Raw genomic sequence first — 23,182 nt, 5'->3', positions numbered from 1 at the left:
TCAGACATCCCTCCGGTCGAAATCGATGCGCGGATCAATCCAGGTGTAGATCAGGTCGGAAATGAGACCGACAACCAAGCCGAGCAAGGAGAAGATATAGAGCGTGGCAAAAACGACCGGATAGTCCCGGTTGACGATCGACAGATAGCCGAGACGACCAAGGCCATCGAGCGAGAAGATGTTTTCAATCAGCAGCGACCCGGTAAAGAAGGCGGAAATGAAGGCTGCCGGCAGGCCGGCAATGACGATCAGCATGGCGTTGCGGAAAACATGACCGTAAAGCACCTGGCGCTCGTTCAGCCCTTTGGCCCGGGCAGTCACCACATATTGCTTCTTGATCTCGTCAATGAAGGAGTTCTTGGTCAACAACGTTGTCGTGGCAAAAGCGGACAAAAGCAGGGCTGTCAGCGGCAGGGCGAGGTGCCAGAAGTAATCCAGGATCTTCTGCCACCAGGTCAGTTCATCGAAATTGTCCGAAGTCAGCCCGCGCAGCGGAAACCAGTCGAAGAAAGAGCCGCCAGCGAAAAGCACGATGAGCAGAATGCCGAAAAGAAAGCCCGGCACGGCATAGCCTATGACCACGACGGCGGAGGTCCAGACATCGAAACTGGAGCCATCGCGAACCGCCTTGCGGATACCGAGCGGAATGGAAATGGCATAGGAAATCAACAGGACCCAAACGCCAAGGGACACAGATACCGGCAGTTTCTCGATGATCAGATCAATGACGGAAGTGTTGCGAAAGAAGCTCTCGCCAAAATCGAAGCGGATGTAATTCCACATCATCTCGAGGAAACGCGTCAGCGGCGGCTTGTCGAAGCCGAACTGCGCTTCCAGCTTGGCAATCAGTTCAGGATCCAGACCCTGGGCACCCCGATATTGCGAGCTTTCGTCAGCGCCGCCGAACTGCTCGCCCAACATGTCGCCACCGCCGGAAAGACGCTGGTCGGCGCTGTCACCCTGACCACTCAGTTGCGCAATCACCTGCTCCACAGGACCGCCAGGGGCAAACTGCACGACGAGGAAAGAAATGCCCATGATCCCGATGATAGTCGGGATCATCAACAGGAGGCGACGGAAGATATAAGCCGTCATGCCGACTGCCTCATGTCAGAGCAGCAGACTCCGACCGGGGTCGTCATGATGAGATCATCCGCCATTCCAATCCTTTCCAGCAACCGCGATTCGTCTCCCTCATTCGTAGTGCCTGGAGAAATGCATGCAAGTCCCCGCAGCCGTCACGCAGCTCAGCCCGGATCTTTCGCCCACCAGATATCCGGGAAGCCGATGCTGTAGGTCGGCAGTTCCGCCGGGCGGTCGAACTTGTCCCAATAGGCGATGCGCTCTTCGCCGGAGTAGAACAGTGGAACGACGTAATGATTGGCCAGCAATACACGATCCAAGGCTCTCGTTGCAGCGATCTGTTCGTCACGATCGGGCGCAAAGACAATTTTTCGGATGAGTTCATCGACGGCGGGATCGGCGATACCGGCATAGTTTCTTGAGCCAACACGGTCCACGGCTTCGGAGCCCCAATAATTGAACTGTTCGTTGCCGGGGTTCATTGTCTGGCCCCAGACCGTCCAGATGACGTCATAATCAAAACTCCGCAGGCGGTTGATGTATTGCGATGAATCAACCGTCCTCACTCTGGCATCAATGCCTATCTTCTTGAGGCTGGCGACATAGGGCAGAACAGAGCGCTCGAAGGACGGGCTCTGAAGTAAGATCTCGAAAGTCATCGGCTGGTTGGTCTTCGCGTTGATGAGTCTGGTGCCGCGAAGCTCCCAGCCGGCTTCACGCAGGAGACCTATGGCTTTTCTGAGATTTTCCCTGACTTTCTGCGGATCACCACCAACGGGATTGGTGAACGGCGTGTCGAAGACGCGTGCCGGGACGGAGCCCCTCAGTTCTTCGAGGATCTCCTTTTCACGTCCCTCAGGCAAGCCAGACGCGGCGAGATAGGTACCCCAAAAATAGCTGTCTACCCTTTTCAGTCCGCCGTAGGCCAGATTCTCGTTCAAGTCCTCGAAGTCGAAAGCGTAGTTCAAAGCTTCTCTGACACGGGGATCCTTAAAGATGTCGCGACGCATGTTGGGCACAAGCGCCTGCATGATTCCGGTAGCCCTGAATGCGTTCGGCAAGGCTTCGCGCTTAACCCGACCATCTTTCACCGCTTCAAACTCATATCGGGTCGCCCAGCGACTTGAACTCCGCTCTCTGTAGAAGTCTATGTTTCCGGCGCGGAATGCTTCAAATTCGACTTCCGGGTCTGCGAAATATGTGTATGAGATTTCGCCAAAGTTGTAGCGACCTATATTGATCGGCAGATCCTTACCCCAGTAATCGTCGCGCAGCTCGTAGACTATCTTTCCGCCGGGCTGGATGCTTGCGACGCGATAGGGACCTGAGCCCAAAAGCGGCTCCAGCGTTGTCCGGGAGATGTCACGCTGCTGGCCGGTGCCATCAACGCCCTGCCACCAATGCTTGGGAAGGATTGGAAAGTCGCCGACAATCGCTGGCAATTCTCTGTTGTTTTTCTCATCAAACCGGAATGTAACTTCACGCTCTCCGGTCTTCTCTACCCCCACGACATGTTTGTAATAGCTCGCATAGAGCGCACTGTGTTCCTTGGCGCTCTCAAAGCTGAAAATCACATCCTCGGGCGTAACCGGCAATCCATCCGCCCATGTCGCTTCAGAACGAAGCTTGAAGGTGACATAGGAAAGGTCCTCAGCAACATAAAGCGACTCTGCCAGCAGGCCGTAGCTCACGGATATCTCATTGCTCGAAGAGTCCATCAGGGTATCAAACACGACGCCGATCCCGTCAACGAGATTGCCCCGATCGATCAGCAGGTTGAGATTGTCGAACGTGCCCTCGCTGGACAGCCTCAGCTCTCCCCCTTTCGGCGCAGCCGGATTGACGTAAGGCAAGGACTTGAAGTCCTTCGGCAACTGCGGCGGTTCCAGGACCGAGATTGCATGTTGCCATTCCGTCGCTTTGTCTTGAGCCTGGACAAGAGCCACAGACGACCCAAGAACCACCACTGCGGCCAGAGATCGGAAGAAGCCCGAAAACCTCATAATCATTCCCCTTTTTCTATTTATTGTAAGGATAAGCCAAATCCCGGCAAAATACAGGGCGGGCACGCAGATGTGAGTGCTTGGGCTTTCAGCGATTCACCTCTTGCGGCTTTCGCGGTAGATTGAAGGAATCACGGCTCCTCAACCGACGGCGGATCACATGACCCGGAAAAAGCCTATACTCCTGTCTCTCGGTGCCAAGGCGATGATCCTGTTGACGGGATTATCCGTCTGTTTCGCTGACATGGCCACTGCCGAGGAGCCACCCGCCAAGGAACTGTTTGGTGGCATGAAACTTCCCGCACGTGCAGAACCCCAAGCCTATGGCTTTTATTCCAGGGGTTGCCTTGCAGGCGGCGTTGCGATCCCGACGGATGGGCCGACATGGCAGGCAATGCGGCTGTCGCGCAATCGGCGCTGGGGACATCCGCAAATGATCAGTCTGGTGGAGCAGCTTTCGAAGGATGCCGCTCAATATGATGGCTGGCCGGGACTCCTGCTCGGCGATATCTCACAGCCGCGCGGAGGGCCGATGCTGTCTGGCCATGCCTCGCATCAGGTCGGCCTGGATGCCGATATATGGTTGACGCCGATGCCATCCCGAACTCTGACGGCAAGCGAGCGGGAAAACCTATCGGCAACCTCCATGCTGAAGAAGAACGCCTTTCTGACCGTCGACCCAAACATCTGGACACCGTCTCATGCCCGCGTGATCATGCGGGCTGCAAGTTATCCGCAGGTTGAGCGCATCTTCGTCAATCCTGCAATCAAGAAAAAGCTTTGCGATACATGGACCGGGGACCGCAGCCATCTTGGCAAGGTGCGACCAGCTTACGGTCACGACTTCCATTTTCATATCAGGATCAAATGTCCCAGCGGTTCGGTCGGCTGCAAGAGCCAGGACCCCGTTGCTGCGGGCGACGGCTGCGACGCTTCGCTAGCGTGGTGGTTTACCGACGAGCCATGGGCACCGCCAAAAAAGGATCCGAATGCAAAGCCCGCACCAAAGGCGAAGCCGGTCGGACTTGGAGACCTCCCCAAGGCCTGTGCACTTGTTCTTGATACGCCGGGGCCGGCAAGTGAAGAGGAGGCAACCTTCAGGCCGGGCGCCACCGGCCTTGCGGCTCTCACTCCACCTTCACCTGCAGCAGCGGGTTCCGGGACGGCACCTGGTTTCCCGCCAGACCTGGCGAAAGTGCCCGTTCCCCGGGTACGTCCAGCAGCACCCTGAGCCAATTCTCGCCGGACTTGCGTCTTTTCAAGCCAATCAAGCTGCGCTAGAGGGTTTATCAAATCGATTTAAAAAGGCTTGCAGATGACCCGCGCCCGATGCATCGCGCTGATTGCGCATGATCAGAAGAAGGACGACATGGCAGATTTTGCCGGACGTCATCAGGCCCAGCTGACGGGTGTCAGGATCGTGGCAACGGGAACCACCGGCGGACGGATCAAGGATGCATGTCCCGATCTCGATGTCACCCGGCTGAAGAGCGGTCCACTTGGCGGTGATCAGCAGATCGGCGCCCTGATTGCCACCGGTGAGGTTGATATGCTGATCTTTCTGGTCGATCCCTTGACCTCGATGCCACATGATGTCGATGTAAAGGCTCTGATGCGTCTGGCGACCGTCTACGACATTCCGATGGCGCTCAACCTGGCCACGGCCGAAATCCTTCTGGCCTCGGCCCTTGGCTGAACCCGCCCCTGCAAGACACATCTCAACGGACAGATCATGGTAAAGCTTGCTTCCGACACGCCACTCAATTTTCCGATCCTGATTGGAGATATCGGCGGGACCAATGCCCGATTTTCTCTTCTGACCGATGCATTTGGCGAGCCCCGCGCTTTTCCGAACGTGCAGACGGCCGATTTTGCAACGATCGACGAGGCGATCCAGGCTTGCGTGCTGGACAAGACTTCGGTGCAGCCACGTTCCACGATCCTTGCCGTGGCGGGGCCGATCCGTGGCGATGAAATTCCGCTGACGAACTGCCCGTGGGTGGTGCGGCCCAAGAGCATGATCAGCGATCTCGGTTTTGAGACGGTCTTGATCGTCAATGATTTCGAAGCGCAGGCGCTTGCCGTCGCGACGCTCGATGAAAACAGCCGCGATGCGATTGGCGAGAAGTCCGACAGCCCGATTGCCTCCCGTGTGGTTCTCGGTCCCGGAACCGGGCTTGGCGTTGCGGGGCTGGTCTTTGCGCAGCACACCTGGTTTCCAGTGCCCGGCGAAGGCGGCCATATCGACGTCGGCCCCAGAAGTGCGCGCGATTTTGAAGTCTTTCCGCATCTGCAGCCCATCGAGGGGCGCATTTCTGCCGAACAGCTGCTCTGCGGTCGCGGCATCGTCAACATTTATCAGGCGGTATGCAAGGCAGACGGTACCGATGCTCAGTTCCACGATCCGGCCAGCATCACGTCGCATGCGCTTGCCGGAAGTGACCGGCAGTGTGTGGAAACGATCGATCTCTTCGTGACCTATCTCGGACGTGTTGCAGGAGATCTTGCGCTGATCTTCATGGCGCGAGGCGGGGTCTTCCTCTCCGGTGGCATCTCGCAGAAGATCATTCCGGCCCTGAAGAGCCCGCTCTTTCGTCAGGCTTTCGAGGACAAGGCACCTCATTCGGCCCTGATGCGCAATATCTCGACCTTTGTGATTACCCATCCGCAGGCAGCACTTGCGGGGCTCGCTGCTTATGCGCGGCGGCCCGGCAGCTTTGGGCTTGCCACAGACGGCAGGCTCTGGAGCCGCTGAGACCAGACCCTGCATCGCTATGGCCAAACACCGGCGCAATCGCTATAGAGCGGCGGCGCCAGACATGCGCAAAGATCTGAACAGCATGGAAAGCATCATTCTTGGAAGGCAGCGGCACACATAGACCCGCGATCGACTCAGCCAGCGTCTCACAGATGCTGAAGCGGATCATGTCTGAAAATGGGCGCGATCACATTCGCGGCTACGCCTTTGCGATCTTCTGCCTAATCATCGTCGCACTGAGCACAGCCTTTATCGCCTGGATCATGGAGGCGGTAATCAACGAGGCCTTCGCCAATCGGCGGGCCGATCTGATCTGGCTTATCTGCGGCTCGATCCTGTTCACCTTCATCCTGCGTGGCTTTGCCGGCTACGGGCAGGCGGTGACGCTGTCCAAGATCGGGAACAGCATCGTCGCCAGTTATCAGAGACGCCTGTTCTCTCACCTTATGACGCTCTCACTGGGCTATTTTACCGAGGCAAGGTCAGCCCAACTCTCGGCGCAGATCAACCAGAACATCACCGGCATACGGGATGTGCTGAACCTGACGGTTACCTCCCTTGCCCGCGACACACTTACACTGGTGGCGCTGATTGGCGTGATGATCTATCAGGACGCCCTTTTGACATTGATCGTCTTTGTCTGCGCTCCCCCACTTCTGTTGGCTCTGCGTCATCTTTCCAGGCGCCTGCGCAGCGCCACGCGGGAATCGGTGATCTACAATGCCCATGTCATGGGGGCGATGCAGGAGACGGTTCAGGGGATTGCCATCGTCAAAGCCTTCACCATGGAGTCTGAACTCGAAAGCAAGGTTCAGGGGACGATCAACCTCGCCGAACACCGCTCCAACCGTATTGCGCGGCTGAGCGAGCGCACGGCGCCGATCACCGAAATCTTTGCGGGCGTCGCCATATCAAGCGTGATTGCCTATGCCGCCTATCAGTCGATCTATGGCGACATGCTGCCGGGCGCGTTCTTCTCCTTCATAACCGCCCTGCTTCTTGCCTATGAACCGGCACGGCGGCTGGCGAGACTGCAGGTCAATCTGGAGCGCGCCGTCGTCAATGCGCGGATGATCTATGAAATCCTCGACATGCAGTCGCATCAGCGCGACAAGCCGGATGCCAAGCCACTCAAGGTCAGCGAAGCTCGGATCGAGTTTCGCGATGTTGCGTTTTCCTATGGCGACAACGAACAGACACTGAAGGGCCTGAGCTTTGTCGCCGAAGGTGGAAAAACGACGGCGCTGGTAGGGCCATCGGGAGCCGGGAAGTCGACTGTCATTACGCTGGTACCGCGCTTTTATGATCCTGCTGCCGGCTCGATCCTGATTGATGGACAGGATATCGCGGATGTGACCAAACAGTCTCTGCGCCAGCACATCGCCTATGTGTCGCAGCAGCCATACCTGTTCGAAGGCACGATCCGCGACAATATCCGATACGGGCGTCCGGATGCGAGTGACGCCGAAATAGAGGAAGCGGCACGGCTGGCTTACGCCCATGATTTCATTCTGGCGCAGCCGCAGGGTTACGACACGCCGGTTGGCGAAAATGGTGTGACGCTTTCGGGCGGGCAGCGGCAGCGGCTTTCGATTGCCCGGGCGCTGGTGCGCAATGCGCCGATCCTGCTTCTCGACGAGGCCACGTCAGCACTAGATACCGAGTCCGAGGCAGCCGTACAGAAGGCGCTGGACGAAGCCATGACAGGGCGGACCGTCGTCGTGATTGCCCATAGGCTTTCCACCATTATCGGCGCCGACAAGATCATCGTCATGCAGGACGGCATGGTGGTGGAGGAAGGCACACATGAGAGCCTTGCACAGCATCCGGGCGGTCTTTACGCTCGCCTGAACAACCTGCAGGGCAATGCATCTGCAGGCGAAACAGTTGAAGATTGAGACCAGGATAGAGATCACATGCAGAGCCCCATGAAACTTGTTGTTGTCGGTGCTGCCGGTCGCATGGGGCAGACCCTGATCCGGGTGATCAAGGAAACCGAGGGCGTTATGCTTCACGCCGCAATCGAGCGTGCGGGTTCCGACAAATTGGGCGCAGACGCCGGGGAACTGGCAGGAGCCGGTCACCTTGGCGTGCCGATTACCGAAGACGTACTTGCCGGCTTCCTGCATGCTGATGGCGTCATCGACTTCACCTCGCCTGCCGCCACCAACGAGTTTGCGGCTCTCGCTGCGCAGGCCCGCATTGTCCATGTCATCGGCACCACCGGCTGCGGACCAGAGGACGAAGCCAAGATTGCCGCCGCCTCCCGCCATGCGCGGATCGTCAAATCCGGCAATATGAGCCTCGGTGTCAACCTACTTTCGGTGCTTGTGCAACAGGCGGCCAAGGCGCTGGAGGCTGCCGGCTGGGACATCGAAGTGCTGGAAATGCATCACAAGCACAAGGTCGATGCGCCGTCGGGAACGGCGCTGCTTCTGGGCGCAGCGGCTGCACGTGGCAGAGGGATCAATCTGGCGGAGAACTCGGTTCGGGTGCGCGATGGCCATACCGGTGCGCGCGAGGCTGGTTCGATCGGCTTTGCCACGCTGCGCGGCGGCTCCGTCATCGGCGAACACTCGGTGCTTTTCGCCAGCGAAGGCGAGATCGTGACGCTGTCGCACAGCGCCGGTGATCGCTCGCTCTTTGCCCGCGGTGCCGTGAAGGCGGCGCTCTGGGCGCGGGACAAGAAGCCCGGCCTCTACTCCATGCTCGACGTGCTCGGGCTTTCTGCCAACCCCTGATCGTCATAGGGAGGATTTTTTGATGAGCGGTACCCTCGTGCTCGTGCGCCATGGCCAGAGCGAATGGAACTTGAAGAATCTTTTTACCGGCTGGCGCGATCCCGACCTGACCGAGCTTGGCGTCCAGGAAGCCAATGCGGGCGGCAAGGCATTGGCCGAAACCGGTATCAAGTTCGACATCGCCTACACGTCGGTGTTGCAGCGAGCACAGAAGACCTGCCAGATCATTCTCGACTGTGTCGGCCAGAGCAATCTTGAAACCATCCGCCATGAAGCGCTGAACGAGCGCGACTATGGTGATCTTGCCGGTCTGAACAAGGATGATGCACGCGCCAAGTGGGGCGAGGAACAGGTGCATATCTGGCGCCGCTCCTATGACGTGCCTCCGCCCGGTGGCGAGAGCCTGAAGGATACGGGCGCGCGGGTCTGGCCCTATTACATGACCGATATCCTGCCGCAGGTTCTCTCCGGCAAGACCGTTCTCGTGGCTGCCCATGGGAACTCGCTGAGGTCGCTGCTGATGGTGCTGGACCGTCTGGATCGCGAGCAGATCCTGAGCGTCAACCTCGCAACCGGTGTGCCGATGGTCTACAAGCTCAAGGCGGATTCGACCGTTGCGTCGAAAGAGGTGCTCGGAGACATGTCCGGCGCCCATTAAGGGTTTCAGCTTTTTTTGCGAAGGCCGCCTTGGGGGCGGCCTTTGTCGTTTCAGGAGCGGATGGTGAACTGGACGCGGTCTGCAGGAAACCGTGTGACCGCATATTGGATCGGCACGCCCTGCGGATCGAGGTTCAGGGCCCGGTTGATCAGGATGATCGCCCCAGGGGTGAGCGCAAGGGTCGCGACATCGTCGGGCTCCGCATGCACAGCCGATATCTCGGTCACGTCACGCACATAATCATCAACACCGCAGGCTGCCAGCGCTGCCGTGATCGAACCGGATCTACGGAAGGCATCGTCTATACCGGTGAAACGTTCGGCCGGAAACCACATGGTTGAATGAGATACAGGTCGGCCATCGGCCTTGCGCAAAGCCTCCAGGCGACAGACCAGGCTGCCCGCTTCCAGCTGGAGCCGACCCGCCACTTCGGTTGAAGCCACTTCCGTTTCTGACGATAGCAGCACGCCCTGAAGATCGCGCGCCTGATCGCCGATACCTTCTGAAAAACGCGTTCGCCGACCAATCGGGAAATCGAACTTGTCGCGGCGCTCGATCATGGTTCCACGACCTTGCACCGCTCGGACCATGCCTTCCTGGGCAAGCGCCGAAAGGGCCGCGCGCACCGTGTGGCGGTTGACACCGAACTCCTGGGCAAGTGTCGTTTCAGGCGGGACCATGCCTGTCATATCATAGGCGCCGCTGGCGATATTGGCACGAATCCGGTCTGAAATCTGGCGCCAGAGGGCAACGCCCTTCTGCTTCTGGATCACATTCACCCCCATCCTTGTCATACGCTTGTCACGCCCGAGCTTTAATCATACACTAAATTGTATGGTTGTCTATATTACTAGACATTATGAGGTGCGGCCATGAACCCAACACCGCTGTCTGAACACTCAGCCCTGCCCGAGCGTAAGCGGATCATCGACCTGCTGGCTCGTGCCAGCAAGGCAGAGCTTGAAACAGCCCTGGAGCATATCCAGCCATCCCCGGAATATTCGACACTGCGTGGCCCGGAAACAGGCCTCGTTATGGTGCGAGGCCGAATCGGCGGGGGCGGCTCCCCCTTCAATCTCGGTGAAGCCACGATGAGTCGCGCCAGTGTCCGGCTGAAAGACGGAACCGTCGGCCATGGCTATCGGCTGGGGACGGATCGGCGCGCGGTGACACTTTCAGCCGTCTTTGACGCCCTCTCCCAGGACGAGAGCCATCGAAAGGTTGTCGGACAGACCCTCCTGCAGGTCGTTTCGGATCGCCTGACGCAAGAACAGAAGACACGACGTGAGGAAACGGCGGCCACCAAGGTCGATTTCTTTACCATGGTCAGAGGAGAAGACTGATGGATGCGACCAGCCAGAGCCTTTCCGGCGGATTTCCAGACGCGGTTTATAATTCGCAGGCCGTATTCCGCGTCTTGATGGACTGCATGGCACGGCCCGGGACTACGGGCATGATTGATCCGGAGGTGACACCGCCGGCCCCTCTCGGCGCGGCGGCGGGGGCACTTCTTCTGACCCTTTGCGATCACGATACGCCAATCTGGCTGACACCCGGTCTTGCCAAATCGGAACTGCCCGCATGGATCAGCTTCCATTCCGGCGCACCTCTGACCCGGGAAAAAACGGAGGCCCGCTTTGCCGTTGCTGAAACACGCGTCATGGTGCCGTCCTTCTCCCATTTTGCCCTTGGCAGTCAGGATTATCCCGATCGTTCGACAACGATCGTGATCGAGGTCGAAGCCCTTGAGGGCGGTCCCGTGCTGCAGTTGACGGGTCCGGGCATCCGGGACGAGGCGCGCATTGCGCCCAAGGGACTGCCGGAGATGTTTCTGCGCCAGTGGACAGACAACCGTGCGCTTTTCCCACGCGGAGTGGATGTAATTCTGACCTTGGGACGTCAGATCCTCGCGCTTCCCCGCACCTGCAAGATCACAGAGCTGGAGGGCTGAGCCATGTACGTTGCCGTCAAAGGTGGTGAAAAAGCCATCGCCAATGCTCATCGGCTGTTGGCTGACCGCCGCCGTGGAGACCGGGCGCTGCCGAGCGTCACCATTGATCAAATCGTCGCGCAATTGGGTCTTGCGGTCGACCGCGTCATGGCAGAAGCCTCGCTCTACGACTGTGCGCTGGCAGCCCTTGCGCTGAAGCAGGCCCGTGGCGACATGATCGAGGCGATCTTCCTGCTGCGCGCCTACCGAACGACACTGCCTCGTCTTGGGACTTCTCTGCCCGTCGAGACCGGCAGAATGCAGGTCGAACGGCGCGTCTCTGCAACCTACAAGGATCTGCCAGGCGGTCAGTTGCTTGGCCCGACCTTCGACTACACCCACCGACTGCTCGATCCGTCGCTGATCGCCGATGACATCATCGATGAACCTGAGGTTCGAGACGGCGGCACAGAGGCTGTGATGCGGGTATCGGACATTCTGGCCGGGGAAAGCCTGATCGAAGATGACGGGTCACTCCCCGAGGATCATATAGCCGGCGACATAACCCGCGAGCCGATGGAATTCCCGATGCCGCGCGACCTGCGCCTTCAGGCGCTGGCCCGTGGCGATGAAGGCTTTCTGCTTGCCCTCGGCTACTCGACCCAGCGTGGCTATGGCCGCACCCATCCCTTTGTCGGCGAGATCAGGATGGGTCTTGTCGAGGTGGAAATCGAGGTGCCGGAACTCGGCTTTGCCGTTTCGCTTGGTGAAATCCGCGTGACCGAATGCCAGATGGTCAACCAGTTCAAGGGTTCGGCCAAGGTGCCACCGCAGTTTACCCGGGGTTATGGCCTGGTCTTTGGCCAAAGCGAGCGCAAGGCCATGTCCATGTCCCTCGTCGATCGTGCCTTGCGGGCAGACGAGTTCGGCGAGGACATCGTGGCTCCCGCCCAGGACGAGGAATTCGTGATTTCCCATTGTGACAACGTCCAGGCGACCGGCTTCGTCGAACACCTGAAGCTGCCGCATTACGTCGACTTCCAGGCCGAACTCGATCTCGTCCGCCGCATGCGGGCAAAGCATGATGGCAAGCGAAACGATGAGACAGACCTGAAGGAGGCCGCAGAATGAGCGTGCCGGCAATGGAACTCGCCACATACAATTTTGCCTATCTGGACGAACAGACCAAGCGAATGATCCGCCGCGCGATCCTGAAGGCGATCGCCATCCCCGGCTATCAGGTGCCGTTTGCGAGCCGTGAGATGCCGATGCCTTATGGCTGGGGTACCGGCGGCGTGCAGGTGACCGCCTCGATCATCGGGCCTGATGATGTCCTGAAGGTCATCGATCAGGGTGCCGACGACACAACCAATGCCGTTTCCATCCGCGCCTTCTTCCAGAAGGTGGCAGAGGTTGCCGTCACGACAAAAACCGGCGAGGCGACGATCATCCAGACGCGTCACCGGATCCCGGAGGAAAAGCTGAAGGAAGGCCAGGTTCTGGTCTATCAGGTGCCGATCCCGGAACCCCTGCGCTTCCTCGAGCCGCGCGAGACCGAGACCCGCAAGATGCATGCGCTGGAAGAATACGGCCTCATGCATGTGAAGCTCTACGAAGACATCGCCAAGCATGGCCGCATCGCCACAACTTACGCCTATCCGGTGAAGGTCGAGGGCCGTTACGTGATGGACCCCTCGCCGACGCCGAAGTTCGACAATCCGAAGATGCACATGTCGGAAGCCCTGCAGCTCTTCGGCGCGGGCCGCGAAAAGCGCATCTATGCCGTTCCGCCCTATACCGAGGTCGTCAGCCTCGACTTCGAGGATCACCCCTTCGAGATCCAGACATTCGACAAGCCCTGCGCGCTCTGCGGCGCCCAGAACGTTTATCTCGACGAGGTCGTGCTCGACGACAAGGGCGGCAGGATATTCGTCTGCTCCGACACCGACCACTGCGAGACGCGCCAGGCCGACGGCCATGTCGGCGAGATGCTCGCCCAGAAAAGGGAGACCGCAGAATGAGCGACCAGCCGCTTCTGAAAGTTCGCAACCTCTCGAAATTCTACGGCAGTCGCATCGGCTGCTCGAACGTCTCCTTCGACCTTTGGCCGGGCGAAGTGCTGGCCATTGTCGGCGAAAGCGGCTCGGGCAAGACGACGCTTCTGAACTGCCTCTCGACCCGGCTGATGCCGACGACGGGCAGCGTCGACTACCACATGCGCGACGGCCAGTACCGCGAGCTCTATCATATGGGCGAGGCGGAACGCCGCTTCCTGATGCGCACCGACTGGGGCTTCGTGCATCAGAACCCGGCTGACGGCCTGCGCATGACGGTGTCAGCCGGCGCCAATGTCGGCGAGCGGCTGATGGCCGTCGGTGACCGCCATTATGGCCGCATCCGGCAGACGGCCACAGAATGGCTTGAGCGGGTTGAAATCAGTGTTGACCGGATTGACGATCAGCCACGTGCCTTTTCCGGCGGCATGCGCCAGCGCCTGCAGATCGCGCGCAATCTCGTCACCGGTCCGCGTCTCGTCTTCATGGACGAGCCGACCGGCGGCCTCGATGTCTCGGTCCAGGCGCGCCTGCTCGATCTGGTCCGCGGGCTCGTCAACGACCTTGGGCTCTCGGCCATCGTCGTGACCCACGACCTCGCAGTCGCCCGTCTGCTCTCGCACCGGATGATGGTGATGAAGGACGGCCATGTGATCGAACACGGGCTGACCGACCGCGTGCTGGATGACCCGCGTGAACCCTACACCCAGTTGCTTGTTTCCTCGATCCTCCAGGTTTGAGCCCGCAGAAGGAAAAGACCATGGCTACTCCCCTTGTTGTCTCCGAGGTATCGAAAAGCTTCACCATGCATCTGCGCGGGGGCCTGATACTGCCGGTGGTGTCGAATGTCTCCTTTTCCGTCGCAGCCGGCGAATGCGTCGTGCTCGGCGGCCCATCCGGCATCGGCAAAAGTTCGATCCTGAAGATGCTCTATGGAAACTACGCCGTCGACAGCGGGCAGATCCTGATCGGCAAAGAGGGCCGGATCATCGATATCGCCAGTGCCGAACCGCGCACCGTTCTGGAGGTGCGCCGGTCAACGCTTGGCTATGTCAGCCAGTTTTTGAGAACGGTTCCTCGGGTTTCGACGCTTGATGTCGTGGCTGAGCCTCTGGTTGCTCGCGGCACAGCGACCGAGGAGGCCCAGGCAAAAGCAGGCGAACTGCTGAGCCGGCTGAACCTGCCGAAAGATCTCTGGCAGCTTCCACCCTCGACCTTTTCCGGTGGCGAGCAACAGCGGGTCAACATCGCTCGCGGCTTCATCACCGATCACAGCATTCTTCTGCTTGATGAACCGACTGCATCGCTCGATGCCGCCAACCGCGCCGTGGTCGTGGATATGATCCGCGCCAAGAAGGAAGCAGGCGTTGCCCTTCTCGGCATTTTCCACGACGAAGAGGTGCGTGAAGCCGTGGCCGATCGCATTCTCGACGTCATGCAGTTTTCGCCGCGAAAGGCCGCAGCATGACGAAGAAGCTCGGACTAGCGCCCCTCGTGCATGAGACTGCGCGGGTCGTCAACTCGACGCTTGGCCGGTACACGGAAGTCGCCGAACGCTGCCGGCTCGATGAGGTCGACATGGGCGACTATTCCTACATCATGCAGGATGGCGCCGTCTGGTGCGCGACCATCGGCAAGTTTGCCAATATCGCAGCCGCCGTTCGCATCAACGCCACCAATCACCCGACCTGGCGACCGACGCTGCACCACTTCACCTATCGCGCCGCCGATTATTTCGACGGCGCAGAAAACGACCACGACTTCTTCGAGTGGCGTCGCGAAAACCGCGTCGTCATCGGCCATGATGTCTGGATCGGCCATGGCGCAACCATCCTGCCCGGCGTCATGGTCGGGAATGGAGCAGTCATCGGGGCGGGCGCGGTGGTGTCGAAAGATGTGGCGCCTTGCACCATTGTCGGCGGCGTTCCGGCCAAGCTGATCCGCGAGCGATTTACCCGACAAATTGCAGGGGCGATGGACAAACTGGCCTGGTGGGACTGGGACCATGACCGGCTTTTTGCCGCACTTGAGGACTTTCGTCATCTGGATGCTGACGCATTCATCGAAAAATATGCCTGAAACTGTTTTATTTCAGTGGTTTAAACAATTTTACAAAACGGACATAAAACCGACATTCACGCTTCACGTTGGCCGGATAGATGAAACGAGTTCCGTAGACATGACGGCGAAGGACAAAGAATGCGCTTCAAACTGGAAAACCTCACCCGGCAGTTCGGCAGCACGAAGGCGGTCGATTCCGTCAGCGTAGAGATCCCTGCCGGCCAGATGGTCGGCGTCATCGGTCGCTCGGGCGCAGGAAAATCAACGCTGCTGCGCATGATCAATCGTCTCGTTGATCCGACTTCCGGCAGCATCCAGTTTGGAGAGACCGAGATTTCGTCCTTGCATGGGGCCGCTCTGCGCAACTGGCAGCGGGACTGCGCAATGATCTTCCAGCAGTTCAATCTGGTCCCCAGACTGGATGTCCTGACCAATGTCATGCTCGGTCGCCTCAATCATCGTCCAACGGCGCTCAGCCTGTTGAACATGTTCTCCCGCGAGGAGCGTCTGATGGCAATCGCCGCGCTTGAGCGGCTGGGTATTGAACAGACAGCACTTCAAGCAGCCGGCACCCTGTCGGGCGGTCAGCAGCAGCGTGTGGCGATTGCCCGCGCGCTGATGCAGGCGCCAAAGATGGTGCTCGCCGATGAACCGATTGCTTCGCTCGACCCGCTGAACGCAAAGATCGTCATGGATGCGCTCAAGGATATCAATGAGCAGGAAGGGATCACCGTGATCACCAACCTCCATACGCTGGACACTGCCCGCAACTATTGCGAGCGGATCATCGGCATGGCTCAGGGTCGTGTGGTGTTTGACGGCACCCCAGATCAGCTGACGGCTGATGCAGTGCAGGAAATCTACGGTTCTGACCGTCATGGTGCCGGCATCGACGAGACCATGACCTCGACCACCATCAATATTCCGCAGGCCGTCGTGGCGAACTCTGCCTCGCGCCCTGCACCTTATCGTCCGCTCGCAGCTGCGGAAGCGTGACGCTCGCATGATCGCGGCTCGTCGTTGAAGAGCCGCGTTTCTCAAAACTTCTGACCCATAACCCATTCAAACAGGAGATGACCTCATGTTGAAGAAGACTCTGCTTGCCGCCGTGGCACTTGCTGCTCTCGCCGGTTCCGCTCATGCCGAAGACCTCAAGGAATTCCGCATCGGCATTCTGGGTGGCGAAAACGAAGCCGACCGCCTGCGCAACTTCCAGTGCATGACCGAGAAGCTGCCTTCGGTTCTCGGCGTTGAAAAGGTTTCGCTCTTCCCGGCCGCCGACTATGACGGCGTTGTGCAGGGCCTGCTCGGCGGCACACTCGACTATGCCGAGCTCGGTGCTTCGGCCTTTGCCAAGGTTTACCTGTCCAATCCCGAAGCCGTTCAGCCGATCCTGACTACGGTTCAGACCGACGGTTCCAGCGGCTATTACTCGATCATGGTTGCTCGCAAGGATTCCGGCATCACCAAGCTGGAAGACCTGAAGGGCAAGAAGCTCGGTTTTGCCGATCCGGATTCCACCTCTGGCTATCTGGTGCCGCTTGTGACCCTGCCGGAAGCCTTCGGTGCGCCGATCGATGAAGTGGTTGGCGAAACCGGCTTCGGCGGCGGCCACGAAAACCTCGTTCTCGAAGTCGTCAAGGGCAACTTCGACGCCGGCACCACCTGGGGCTCGGGCGTTGGCGACTTCAAGGACGGCTATTCCTCCGGCAACCTGCGCAAGATGGTCGACAAGGGTATCCTCAACATGGACGACCTGGTCGAAGTCTGGAAGTCCCCGTTGATCCCGAACGGCCCGGTCGTGGTCCGCACATCTATGAACGAGGACATGAAGGCGAAGTTCAAGCAGTTCATGATGGACCTGCCGACCTCTGACCCGGCCTGCTTCTCCGCCATCCAGGGCGGCGACTTCAAGGGCTTCACCGAAGTCAACGTCGATTTCTATAAGCCGATTATCGACGCCCGCAAGGCGACGATCGGCGGCTGATAGCCAAAGTCCATTTTATGAGACCGCCGGTCGGCCAACGGCCGGCGGTTTTCTTTCAGACGTCGATAGAGGGACTGATCGATGAGTGTTATGGCAAGGCGGCCAGTATTGACCGAGCGGGGAGCGCTGGTCGAACGCCACTGGCAGGAACTGGCCTTCAGGCGCCGGATTTACACATGGCTGTCGCTGGGCATCCTGCTTGTCGCCCTTTCAGGGTCGCTCTGGTTTGCCAATGAAACCAATGCCGGCAAGTTCTTTGATCGGCTGCCGTATTTCTTTGATTTCATGAACGAACTTGTGCCACGCGACGGATGGGAAATCTGGCGCGCTTTGTTCGATCTGCCATCGCCCTATGACGACGGCAGCCTGAAGTACAACTATCCGGAGGGACGGTTCTATATCACCGACACCCTCTATATCCCCGAATACATTCACAAGATGATCGAGACGGTGAATATCGCCCTTCTGTCGACCGTCATCGGTGCCGTGTTTGGTTTCTGCATGGCCTTTCTAGCGGCCAAAAACATGATGCCGGCGGCCTGGGTGCGTTGGCCGGTTCGCCGCTACATGGAATTGTTGCGCGCGTTTCCGGAAGTCGTCATTGCCGGTTTCTTCCTCGCTATCCTGTCGCTTGGGCCGATCCCGGCCATCATCGCGGTGACCATTCACACGATCGGGGCGCTCGGCAAGATGTTCTTCGAGGTGATCGAAAACGCCGACATGCGGCCCGATGAAGGCTTGCGTGCCGTCGGCGCCAACTGGCTGGAGCGTGTCTGGTTCGCGATCACCCCCCAGGTCATGCCCAATTTCATGAGCTATTTCCTGCTGCGCCTGGAAATCAACGTGCGCGCTTCGACGATCATCGGTGCCGTCGGTGGCGGCGGCATCGGCGAGGTGCTGCGCCTCTCGATTGGACAGGGTCATGAGGCAAAAACGCTCGCAATCATCCTGTTGCTGCTGACCACCGTTATCGCCGTCGATCAGCTGTCCGCCCATCTGCGCCGCAAGCTTGTCGGTGATCAGGCCTTCCAGACGGTCTCGTGAGGTAACCATGTCCATGACACTGACCAACACTGCCGAGTTGAACCGTCTGGCCGAGCGCTATCCGCATGTGCTGGAGCGCAGCATCTGGCAGCGGTATCGCATGCCGATTTCGATCGGCGTCGTCGCCCTTTATTTTGTCTTCTGCTGGTGGTTCTTTGCGATCGGCAAGACCATGTCCCAGGCGAATTGGGGCATCGCTGGCAACTACCTCGCCGACTGGGTGAGCTATGAGATCCGTCCTGAATTCGACATCGCTTCCGATGGGGCAATCAGCATCAGCTATCCGCGTTTCGATCCCATTGGCCCCAATCCCAACCCCAGCTGGATCGAGACAACGCGCGAGACGATGACCCGATCTGCATCGGCAAGCGACGTAGAGACACCCGACGCTCAACCGGCGGCGCCGAGGCCGAGTTCATCCTTCAGCTTCATGGCATCGCCAACGCCGCAGGGCACGACCACAACAACGGGATCAGAACCTGCAGCGTCAGAACCGTCCGTCGTTACGGAAGAGGTGATCACGCAGGCCCGTATCGCGCTGGGCAGCAGCGCGGACATCGACATTGTCGGAGACAGGGTGACCCTTGTTCGTGGCGATGAAACGGTCAATCTCCTGCTGGACCAGCTACGCGATACCGTTACCGTCGAGGGACCAGGTGCCGAATGGGTGGAACAGCGGACTGAGGGCGGGCGGGTTGTCGCCTATTTCGGCTCTGCCGGATGGATAGACGTTTCCTCGGACCGGGTCCGTGTCCGCAAGCGTTTCTTCGGCTGGGAGAACTTCGTCTTTGACACCAATTCTCCCTTCTTCGGGATGTCGGCTGGTGACGTCCTTCAGAGCGTAACATCCGGAGAGCGTATCAATCCGCAGATGAGCAATCTGGCGCTGGCCTGGGACAACTTTCTCTACAATGCATCGTGGCAGCATCTCGACGTCTGGACGAAACTGCTCCAGACCATCGTCATGGCCTTTGTCGGCACCCTTTTTGCCATGCTGATCGCGTTTCCGCTGTCGTTTGTCGCGGCACGAAACATCACGCGCAGCACCATCCTCAATCAGGTGACCAAGCGCTTCTTCGACTTTGTCCGTTCGGTCGACATGCTGATCTGGGCGCTGTTTTTCACCCGCGCCTTCGGCCCTGGACCGCTTGCCGGTATCTCGGCCATCTTCGTGACGGACAGCGGAACGCTCGGCAAGCTCTATGCCGAGGCGCTGGAGAACATCGACGACAAGCAGCGCGAGGGGGTGAAGTCGGTTGGCGCGTCACCCGCAGCCGTCCAGAGATTTGGCGTCCTGCCGCAGGTGCTGCCGGTCTTTGCCTCCCAGGCGCTCTATTTCTGGGAAAGCAACACGCGTTCGGCAACCATTATCGGTGCCGTTGGTGCGGGCGGCATCGGCCTGAAACTCTGGGAAGCCATGCGCACCAATTCGGACTGGGAAAATGTCGCCTATATGGTGCTGTTGATCCTGCTGGTGGTCTTCGTTTTCGACATGATTTCCAATAGCCTTCGCTCTCGCCTGATCGGCAAGAGTCGTCACTGATCACGATTGCCGGCGGGCGCAAACCGGGTCCGCCGTTCAGCTTCATGGATTAACGCCTTGCGCTATGCCGTCTACTTCACCCCTGCCGCCGATCACCCGCTGACGCATTCCGCGTCAGCCTGGCTGGGTCGCAACGTCTTCACGGGTGACACTTCGACACTGGAAAAACGCGACACGTTTGATGCGGCGTCGCTGAAGACACTCACTGACGATCCCCGTCGCTATGGCTTCCACGCCACGCTCAAGGCACCGTTTGAACTGGCCAACGATTGCGCCGAGGTCGAACTGGTCACAGCTTTCGAAGGCTTCTGTAAGTCCCATGCCGCTTTCGACATTCCCGCCATCGTCGTGGGACAGCTCGGGGCCTTCTTTGCGTTGGTTCCACAGGCGCCATCGCCGAAGCTGCAGGATTTCGCTGCGTCTGTCGTCAGGGCATTCGAGCCCTTTCGTGCGCCGCTTGGCGAAGCGGACATTGCAAGGCGCAATCCGGAGCGGCTGAGCGAAAGCCAGCGTTACAATCTCTTCAATTTCGGTTATCCGTATATCTTTGAGAATTTCCGCTTCCACATGACACTGACGGGTCCAGTGTCCGGCGAACAAGCCCCGGTGATGGCGGACGTGCTTCAGCGCGAGTTCGCTGACCACACGGGTCAGCCTCTTTCCCTCAATGGCCTTGCGCTTTGTGTCGAAGCCGAGCGCGGCGCGCCCTTCCTCGTCCATTCCTGGCAGCCACTGGCTGCATAAAACGAACGGCTGAAAACATGTCTGAAACCATTCTCACCAACGCGCAGATCGTTCTGGACGACAGTATCCTGAACGGAAGCATCAAGATCGTTGACGGCAAGATTGTCGATATCACCGAAGGAAGGACCCAGACCGGCGAAGATTTGCAGGGGGACTACCTGATCGCGGGCCTGATCGAACTTCATACCGATCACCTAGAAGCCCATTACTCCCCCCGGCCCGGTGTGCGCTGGCACAAGGTCTCCGCTATTCAGGCCCATGATGCGCAGGTCGTGACGTCAGGGATCACCACCGTCTTTGACTGCCTGCGCATGGGCTCCGACGAAGACGGTGGATTCGCCAAGGGCGAGATGCGTGAGATGGCGGATGCCATCCAGCAGGCGCAGCGCGAAGACCGTCTGCGAGCCGATCACCTCCTGCATCTGCGCTGCGAGGTGTCAGCCTCGGACGTGCTTGATCACTTTTCCGACTTTGAGCAGGATCCATTCGTCCGCCTCGTTTCACTGATGGACCATGCACCCGGTCAGCGTCAGTTCCAGACCATGGAGCAGTACACGCTCTACTACAAAACCAAGCGCGGCCTTTCGGATGAAGAGTTCGCCCACTTCGTTGCGCGTCGTCAGGAAGCATCCGCCCGGTTCGCCGCGCCACACCGCGAGACGCTTGCCCGGCTTTGTGCGGCAAAGGGGATTACCCTGGCGAGCCATGATGACGCGACGCTTGAGCATGTGGAGGAAGCCAAGGGCTATGGCATCAAGCTTGCCGAGTTCCCGACCAGCCTTGATGCAGCCGATGCTTCGCATGAGGCGGGAATGAGCGTTTTGATGGGAGCGCCGAATGTCGTGCGCGGCAAGTCGCATTCCGGCAATATCGCCGCCCGCGATCTGGCCGAGCGAGGCGTGCTTGACGTCCTGTCTTCGGATTATGTGCCGCTGAGCCTTCTTCACGCGCCCTTCGTGCTGGCCGACGAACTGGAGGACATGAGCCTTCCGCAGGCGCTTGCCATGGTCACATCGACGCCGGCCCGGACCGTTGCGCTTGATGATCGCGGGCGGATTGCAGCCGGACTGCGGGCCGACCTCGTGCGTGTTCGCCGTCACGAAGGTGTTCCGGTCGTGCGCGCTGTCTGGCGCGAGGGTCAGAGGGTGGCCTGATGGCAGAGACGGCGCAGTCCCGCGAGATCTTGCCCGATGCGGGCACCATGGTGGTCGTGGTCGGCCCGAGTGGCGCCGGCAAGGACAGCGTGATCGGCTATGCGCTGTCTCGTATTGGGGAGCGACCGGATATCCACCTTGTCCGCCGCCTGATCACTCGCCCAGCCGATGCTGGAGGCGAGCAGCATGAAGCGCTTTCGGAGAGTGAATTCGAAACCCGGCTGCGTGCCGGTGACTTCGCCGTGGATTGGACTGCGCACGGATTGCGCTATGGTATCCCCGCCAGCGTTCGGGATGAACTGGCGAAGGGCCATGTGGTTATCGCCAATGGTTCGCGTGCCGTCCTTGACCGGTTCAAGGACGCCTTTCCGTCACTGCTGATCGTCAACATCGTTGCGCGACCGGAGATCCTGGCAGAGCGGCTTGACAAACGCGGTCGCGAGTCGACGGTCGACATCGCTCTCCGGCTGGAGCGGGCTGACAGCGTCGGCATCCATGAGCGCTTTTCAAGCGTGACAATAGACAATAGCGGCCCGCTGGAGACTGCGGGCGAACGCTTCCTATCCATCATCAAGGCGCTCATCGACGGCAAGGCCTGACGCCGGATCAACCCTTGCGGATGAAGTCCTGAAGCAGAGCCGCCAGAGCTTCCGGTTGTTCGACGCTCGGGATATGGGCGCAATCCTCGATCACTTCGAAACGGGCGCCGGGAACAAGCGTTGAGCCCTTCTCCACGACCTCGGGCGGGGTTGAACCATCCTGATCACCCACTACAAACAGCGTTGGTACAGAGATCGTCGGCAGAACAGCTGAGAAATCGGTATCGCGCAGGGCGGCACAGGTCGACAGATAGCCGGCTTTGGACTGCCGCGTCATCATCAGCCTGTAACCTGCCAGCGCATCCTTCTGCTCCTCATGAAAGACCGGGGTGAACCAGCGCTGCATGGCTCCGTCTGCGGCAGCTTCCAGCCCACCGGATTCGATCATGCTCATGCGCTCGCTCCAGATTTCGGCCGTCGCAATTCGTGGTGCGGTATCGCAGAGAACAAGCTTGCGAAAGAGATCCGGGCGGGCCTGCCACAGGCCCTGGCAGACGAGGCCACCAACGGAGAGGCCACAGAAAGTTGCCTTTCTGATCCCCAAGGCGTCGCAGAGTCCGGCCAGATCCGAAACCAGATCTGCCATGCCGAAGGGTTTTTCGGCACCACCGGACAGACCATGTCCGCGGCTGTCATAGAGCAAAACCGAGACATCATCGCCGAGCTCGTCGAAGAGCGGCAACCAGATGCGGAAGTCAGTGCCCAAACCGTTCGAGAAGACGATCAGGTTTTTGGCTTTCGCCTCGCCGATCAGTTCATAATGGACGACGTTGCCGTTGATGCTGGTAAAGGCCAAGCCAGTTCTCCTGTTTGCATGGCGCAT

24 protein-coding genes are annotated in these 23,182 nt (G+C 59.3%); 20 read left to right on the top strand and 4 right to left on the bottom strand.

Annotation, left to right across the window (positions count from 1 at the left end; all coding sequences use genetic code 11):
• Both FE840_RS05565 and FE840_RS05560 read right to left on the bottom strand, forming a co-directional pair.
• Complete coding sequence (locus tag FE840_RS05565) at positions 1-1,095, bottom strand: microcin C ABC transporter permease YejB (RefSeq protein WP_138285813.1); 1,095 nt, start codon at positions 1,093-1,095, stop codon at positions 1-3.
• Positions 1,096-1,247: 152 nt separating this feature from the next.
• Entirely contained in the window at positions 1,248-3,086 is a 1,839-nt protein-coding gene (locus FE840_RS05560; RefSeq protein WP_425502202.1) for an extracellular solute-binding protein, read from the bottom strand.
• 205 nt (positions 3,087-3,291) lie between these two features.
• Between FE840_RS05560 and mepA the strand changes: the two genes are divergently transcribed.
• From mepA to FE840_RS05530, 6 genes are all read left to right on the top strand, one after another.
• A complete protein-coding gene (gene mepA / locus FE840_RS05555; protein WP_425502201.1) occupies positions 3,292-4,317 on the top strand; it encodes a penicillin-insensitive murein endopeptidase in 1,026 nt (341 codons plus the stop codon).
• An 84-nt stretch (positions 4,318-4,401) separates the two neighbouring features.
• Complete coding sequence (locus FE840_RS05550; protein ID WP_138285816.1) at positions 4,402-4,782, top strand: methylglyoxal synthase; 381 nt, start codon at positions 4,402-4,404, stop codon at positions 4,780-4,782.
• A 36-nt stretch (positions 4,783-4,818) separates the two neighbouring features.
• Positions 4,819-5,841 carry a glucokinase gene (locus FE840_RS05545; protein WP_138285817.1) on the top strand — a complete coding sequence of 341 codons (1,023 nt, stop codon included), beginning with the start codon at positions 4,819-4,821 and terminating at the stop codon, positions 5,839-5,841.
• 155 nt (positions 5,842-5,996) lie between these two features.
• Complete coding sequence (locus FE840_RS05540) at positions 5,997-7,742, top strand: ABC transporter ATP-binding protein (protein ID WP_138285818.1); 1,746 nt, start codon at positions 5,997-5,999, stop codon at positions 7,740-7,742.
• 30 nt (positions 7,743-7,772) lie between these two features.
• Positions 7,773-8,585: a 4-hydroxy-tetrahydrodipicolinate reductase gene (dapB, locus tag FE840_RS05535; RefSeq protein WP_138286006.1), complete on the top strand. Its 813-nt coding sequence runs from the start codon at positions 7,773-7,775 to the stop codon at positions 8,583-8,585.
• Positions 8,586-8,607: 22 nt separating this feature from the next.
• Positions 8,608-9,243, top strand: a complete 636-nt coding sequence (locus FE840_RS05530; RefSeq protein ID WP_138285819.1) for a 2,3-bisphosphoglycerate-dependent phosphoglycerate mutase — start codon at positions 8,608-8,610, stop codon at positions 9,241-9,243.
• A 50-nt stretch (positions 9,244-9,293) separates the two neighbouring features.
• On the opposite strand, the gene phnF is transcribed toward FE840_RS05530, so the two are convergent.
• Positions 9,294-10,028, bottom strand: coding sequence for a phosphonate metabolism transcriptional regulator PhnF (gene phnF, locus FE840_RS05525; RefSeq protein WP_425502199.1), 735 nt, complete (start codon positions 10,026-10,028; stop codon positions 9,294-9,296).
• An 87-nt stretch (positions 10,029-10,115) separates the two neighbouring features.
• Here phnF and phnG point away from each other — a divergent pair, with 87 nt between their 5' ends.
• From phnG to phnN, 14 genes are all read left to right on the top strand, one after another.
• Entirely contained in the window at positions 10,116-10,586 is a 471-nt protein-coding gene (gene phnG / locus FE840_RS05520; protein ID WP_138285821.1) for a phosphonate C-P lyase system protein PhnG, read from the top strand.
• The gene (gene phnH, locus FE840_RS05515; RefSeq protein WP_138285822.1) at positions 10,586-11,194 is read left to right on the top strand and encodes a phosphonate C-P lyase system protein PhnH; all 609 of its coding nucleotides are present in this window, start codon (positions 10,586-10,588) and stop codon (positions 11,192-11,194) included. The genes phnG and phnH overlap by 1 nt, the downstream gene beginning before the upstream one ends.
• A 3-nt stretch (positions 11,195-11,197) precedes the next feature.
• A complete protein-coding gene (locus FE840_RS05510) occupies positions 11,198-12,304 on the top strand; it encodes a carbon-phosphorus lyase complex subunit (RefSeq protein WP_138285823.1) in 1,107 nt (368 codons plus the stop codon).
• A gap of 11 nt (positions 12,305-12,315) precedes the next feature.
• Positions 12,316-13,194, top strand: coding sequence for an alpha-D-ribose 1-methylphosphonate 5-phosphate C-P-lyase PhnJ (locus FE840_RS05505; protein WP_138286007.1), 879 nt, complete (start codon positions 12,316-12,318; stop codon positions 13,192-13,194).
• Positions 13,191-13,967: a phosphonate C-P lyase system protein PhnK gene (gene phnK, locus FE840_RS05500; RefSeq protein WP_138285824.1), complete on the top strand. Its 777-nt coding sequence runs from the start codon at positions 13,191-13,193 to the stop codon at positions 13,965-13,967. Before FE840_RS05505 ends, phnK begins: the two co-directional genes overlap by 4 nt.
• Before the next feature lie 20 nt (positions 13,968-13,987).
• Positions 13,988-14,695 (top strand): phosphonate C-P lyase system protein PhnL, encoded by a 708-nt coding sequence (gene phnL / locus FE840_RS05495; protein ID WP_138285825.1) that lies wholly within the window; start codon positions 13,988-13,990, stop codon positions 14,693-14,695.
• Entirely contained in the window at positions 14,692-15,306 is a 615-nt protein-coding gene (locus FE840_RS05490; RefSeq protein ID WP_138285826.1) for a DapH/DapD/GlmU-related protein, read from the top strand. The genes phnL and FE840_RS05490 overlap by 4 nt, the downstream gene beginning before the upstream one ends.
• A 120-nt stretch (positions 15,307-15,426) precedes the next feature.
• The gene (gene phnC / locus FE840_RS05485) at positions 15,427-16,284 is read left to right on the top strand and encodes a phosphonate ABC transporter ATP-binding protein (protein WP_138285827.1); all 858 of its coding nucleotides are present in this window, start codon (positions 15,427-15,429) and stop codon (positions 16,282-16,284) included.
• Positions 16,285-16,369: 85 nt separating this feature from the next.
• Positions 16,370-17,275: a phosphonate ABC transporter substrate-binding protein gene (gene phnD, locus FE840_RS05480; RefSeq protein WP_138285828.1), complete on the top strand. Its 906-nt coding sequence runs from the start codon at positions 16,370-16,372 to the stop codon at positions 17,273-17,275.
• 81 nt (positions 17,276-17,356) lie between these two features.
• Positions 17,357-18,319 (top strand): phosphonate ABC transporter, permease protein PhnE, encoded by a 963-nt coding sequence (phnE, locus tag FE840_RS05475; protein WP_138285829.1) that lies wholly within the window; start codon positions 17,357-17,359, stop codon positions 18,317-18,319.
• A gap of 13 nt (positions 18,320-18,332) precedes the next feature.
• Positions 18,333-19,862, top strand: a complete 1,530-nt coding sequence (phnE, locus tag FE840_RS05470) for a phosphonate ABC transporter, permease protein PhnE (protein WP_138286008.1) — start codon at positions 18,333-18,335, stop codon at positions 19,860-19,862.
• A 57-nt stretch (positions 19,863-19,919) separates the two neighbouring features.
• Positions 19,920-20,606, top strand: a complete 687-nt coding sequence (locus FE840_RS05465) for a DUF1045 domain-containing protein (RefSeq protein WP_138285830.1) — start codon at positions 19,920-19,922, stop codon at positions 20,604-20,606.
• A gap of 17 nt (positions 20,607-20,623) precedes the next feature.
• Positions 20,624-21,760 (top strand): alpha-D-ribose 1-methylphosphonate 5-triphosphate diphosphatase, encoded by a 1,137-nt coding sequence (locus FE840_RS05460; RefSeq protein ID WP_138285831.1) that lies wholly within the window; start codon positions 20,624-20,626, stop codon positions 21,758-21,760.
• Positions 21,760-22,359 carry a phosphonate metabolism protein/1,5-bisphosphokinase (PRPP-forming) PhnN gene (gene phnN, locus FE840_RS05455; RefSeq protein ID WP_246318855.1) on the top strand — a complete coding sequence of 200 codons (600 nt, stop codon included), beginning with the start codon at positions 21,760-21,762 and terminating at the stop codon, positions 22,357-22,359. Before FE840_RS05460 ends, phnN begins: the two co-directional genes overlap by 1 nt.
• Positions 22,360-22,366: 7 nt before the next feature.
• Here the strand turns inward: phnN and pcaD are convergent, their stop codons facing one another.
• Positions 22,367-23,155 carry a 3-oxoadipate enol-lactonase gene (gene pcaD, locus FE840_RS05450; protein WP_138285832.1) on the bottom strand — a complete coding sequence of 263 codons (789 nt, stop codon included), beginning with the start codon at positions 23,153-23,155 and terminating at the stop codon, positions 22,367-22,369.
• Positions 23,156-23,182 lie beyond the last annotated feature (27 nt).

Origin of the sequence: Peteryoungia desertarenae (genome assembly GCF_005860795.2) — a bacterium.
Classification (GTDB): Bacteria; Pseudomonadota; Alphaproteobacteria; order Rhizobiales; family Rhizobiaceae; genus Allorhizobium; species Allorhizobium desertarenae.
This window is presented reverse-complemented; position numbering and strand designations above follow the sequence as displayed.

What these genes read in the sequence shown, in the direction of transcription:
- FE840_RS05490 (WP_138285826.1), top strand. Translation starts at nt 14,692, where the DNA reads ATGACGAAGAAGCTCGGACTAGCGCCCCTCGTGCATGAGACTGCGCGG.
- FE840_RS05565 (WP_138285813.1), bottom strand. Translation starts at nt 1,095, where the DNA reads ATGACGGCTTATATCTTCCGTCGCCTCCTGTTGATGATCCCGACTATC.
- phnL (WP_138285825.1), top strand. Translation starts at nt 13,988, where the DNA reads ATGGCTACTCCCCTTGTTGTCTCCGAGGTATCGAAAAGCTTCACCATG.
- phnH (WP_138285822.1), top strand. Translation starts at nt 10,586, where the DNA reads ATGGATGCGACCAGCCAGAGCCTTTCCGGCGGATTTCCAGACGCGGTT.
- FE840_RS05510 (WP_138285823.1), top strand. Translation starts at nt 11,198, where the DNA reads ATGTACGTTGCCGTCAAAGGTGGTGAAAAAGCCATCGCCAATGCTCAT.
- phnC (WP_138285827.1), top strand. Translation starts at nt 15,427, where the DNA reads ATGCGCTTCAAACTGGAAAACCTCACCCGGCAGTTCGGCAGCACGAAG.
- mepA (WP_425502201.1), top strand. Translation starts at nt 3,292, where the DNA reads ATGATCCTGTTGACGGGATTATCCGTCTGTTTCGCTGACATGGCCACT.
- phnN (WP_246318855.1), top strand. Translation starts at nt 21,760, where the DNA reads ATGGCAGAGACGGCGCAGTCCCGCGAGATCTTGCCCGATGCGGGCACC.
- phnE (WP_138286008.1), top strand. Translation starts at nt 18,333, where the DNA reads ATGACACTGACCAACACTGCCGAGTTGAACCGTCTGGCCGAGCGCTAT.
- FE840_RS05505 (WP_138286007.1), top strand. Translation starts at nt 12,316, where the DNA reads ATGGAACTCGCCACATACAATTTTGCCTATCTGGACGAACAGACCAAG.
- phnK (WP_138285824.1), top strand. Translation starts at nt 13,191, where the DNA reads ATGAGCGACCAGCCGCTTCTGAAAGTTCGCAACCTCTCGAAATTCTAC.
- phnE (WP_138285829.1), top strand. Translation starts at nt 17,357, where the DNA reads ATGAGTGTTATGGCAAGGCGGCCAGTATTGACCGAGCGGGGAGCGCTG.
- phnG (WP_138285821.1), top strand. Translation starts at nt 10,116, where the DNA reads ATGAACCCAACACCGCTGTCTGAACACTCAGCCCTGCCCGAGCGTAAG.
- FE840_RS05540 (WP_138285818.1), top strand. Translation starts at nt 5,997, where the DNA reads ATGCTGAAGCGGATCATGTCTGAAAATGGGCGCGATCACATTCGCGGC.
- phnD (WP_138285828.1), top strand. Translation starts at nt 16,370, where the DNA reads ATGTTGAAGAAGACTCTGCTTGCCGCCGTGGCACTTGCTGCTCTCGCC.
- phnF (WP_425502199.1), bottom strand. Translation starts at nt 10,028, where the DNA reads ATGGGGGTGAATGTGATCCAGAAGCAGAAGGGCGTTGCCCTCTGGCGC.
- FE840_RS05560 (WP_425502202.1), bottom strand. Translation starts at nt 3,086, where the DNA reads ATGAGGTTTTCGGGCTTCTTCCGATCTCTGGCCGCAGTGGTGGTTCTT.
- FE840_RS05550 (WP_138285816.1), top strand. Translation starts at nt 4,402, where the DNA reads ATGACCCGCGCCCGATGCATCGCGCTGATTGCGCATGATCAGAAGAAG.
- FE840_RS05545 (WP_138285817.1), top strand. Translation starts at nt 4,819, where the DNA reads ATGGTAAAGCTTGCTTCCGACACGCCACTCAATTTTCCGATCCTGATT.
- FE840_RS05460 (WP_138285831.1), top strand. Translation starts at nt 20,624, where the DNA reads ATGTCTGAAACCATTCTCACCAACGCGCAGATCGTTCTGGACGACAGT.
- dapB (WP_138286006.1), top strand. Translation starts at nt 7,773, where the DNA reads ATGAAACTTGTTGTTGTCGGTGCTGCCGGTCGCATGGGGCAGACCCTG.
- FE840_RS05530 (WP_138285819.1), top strand. Translation starts at nt 8,608, where the DNA reads ATGAGCGGTACCCTCGTGCTCGTGCGCCATGGCCAGAGCGAATGGAAC.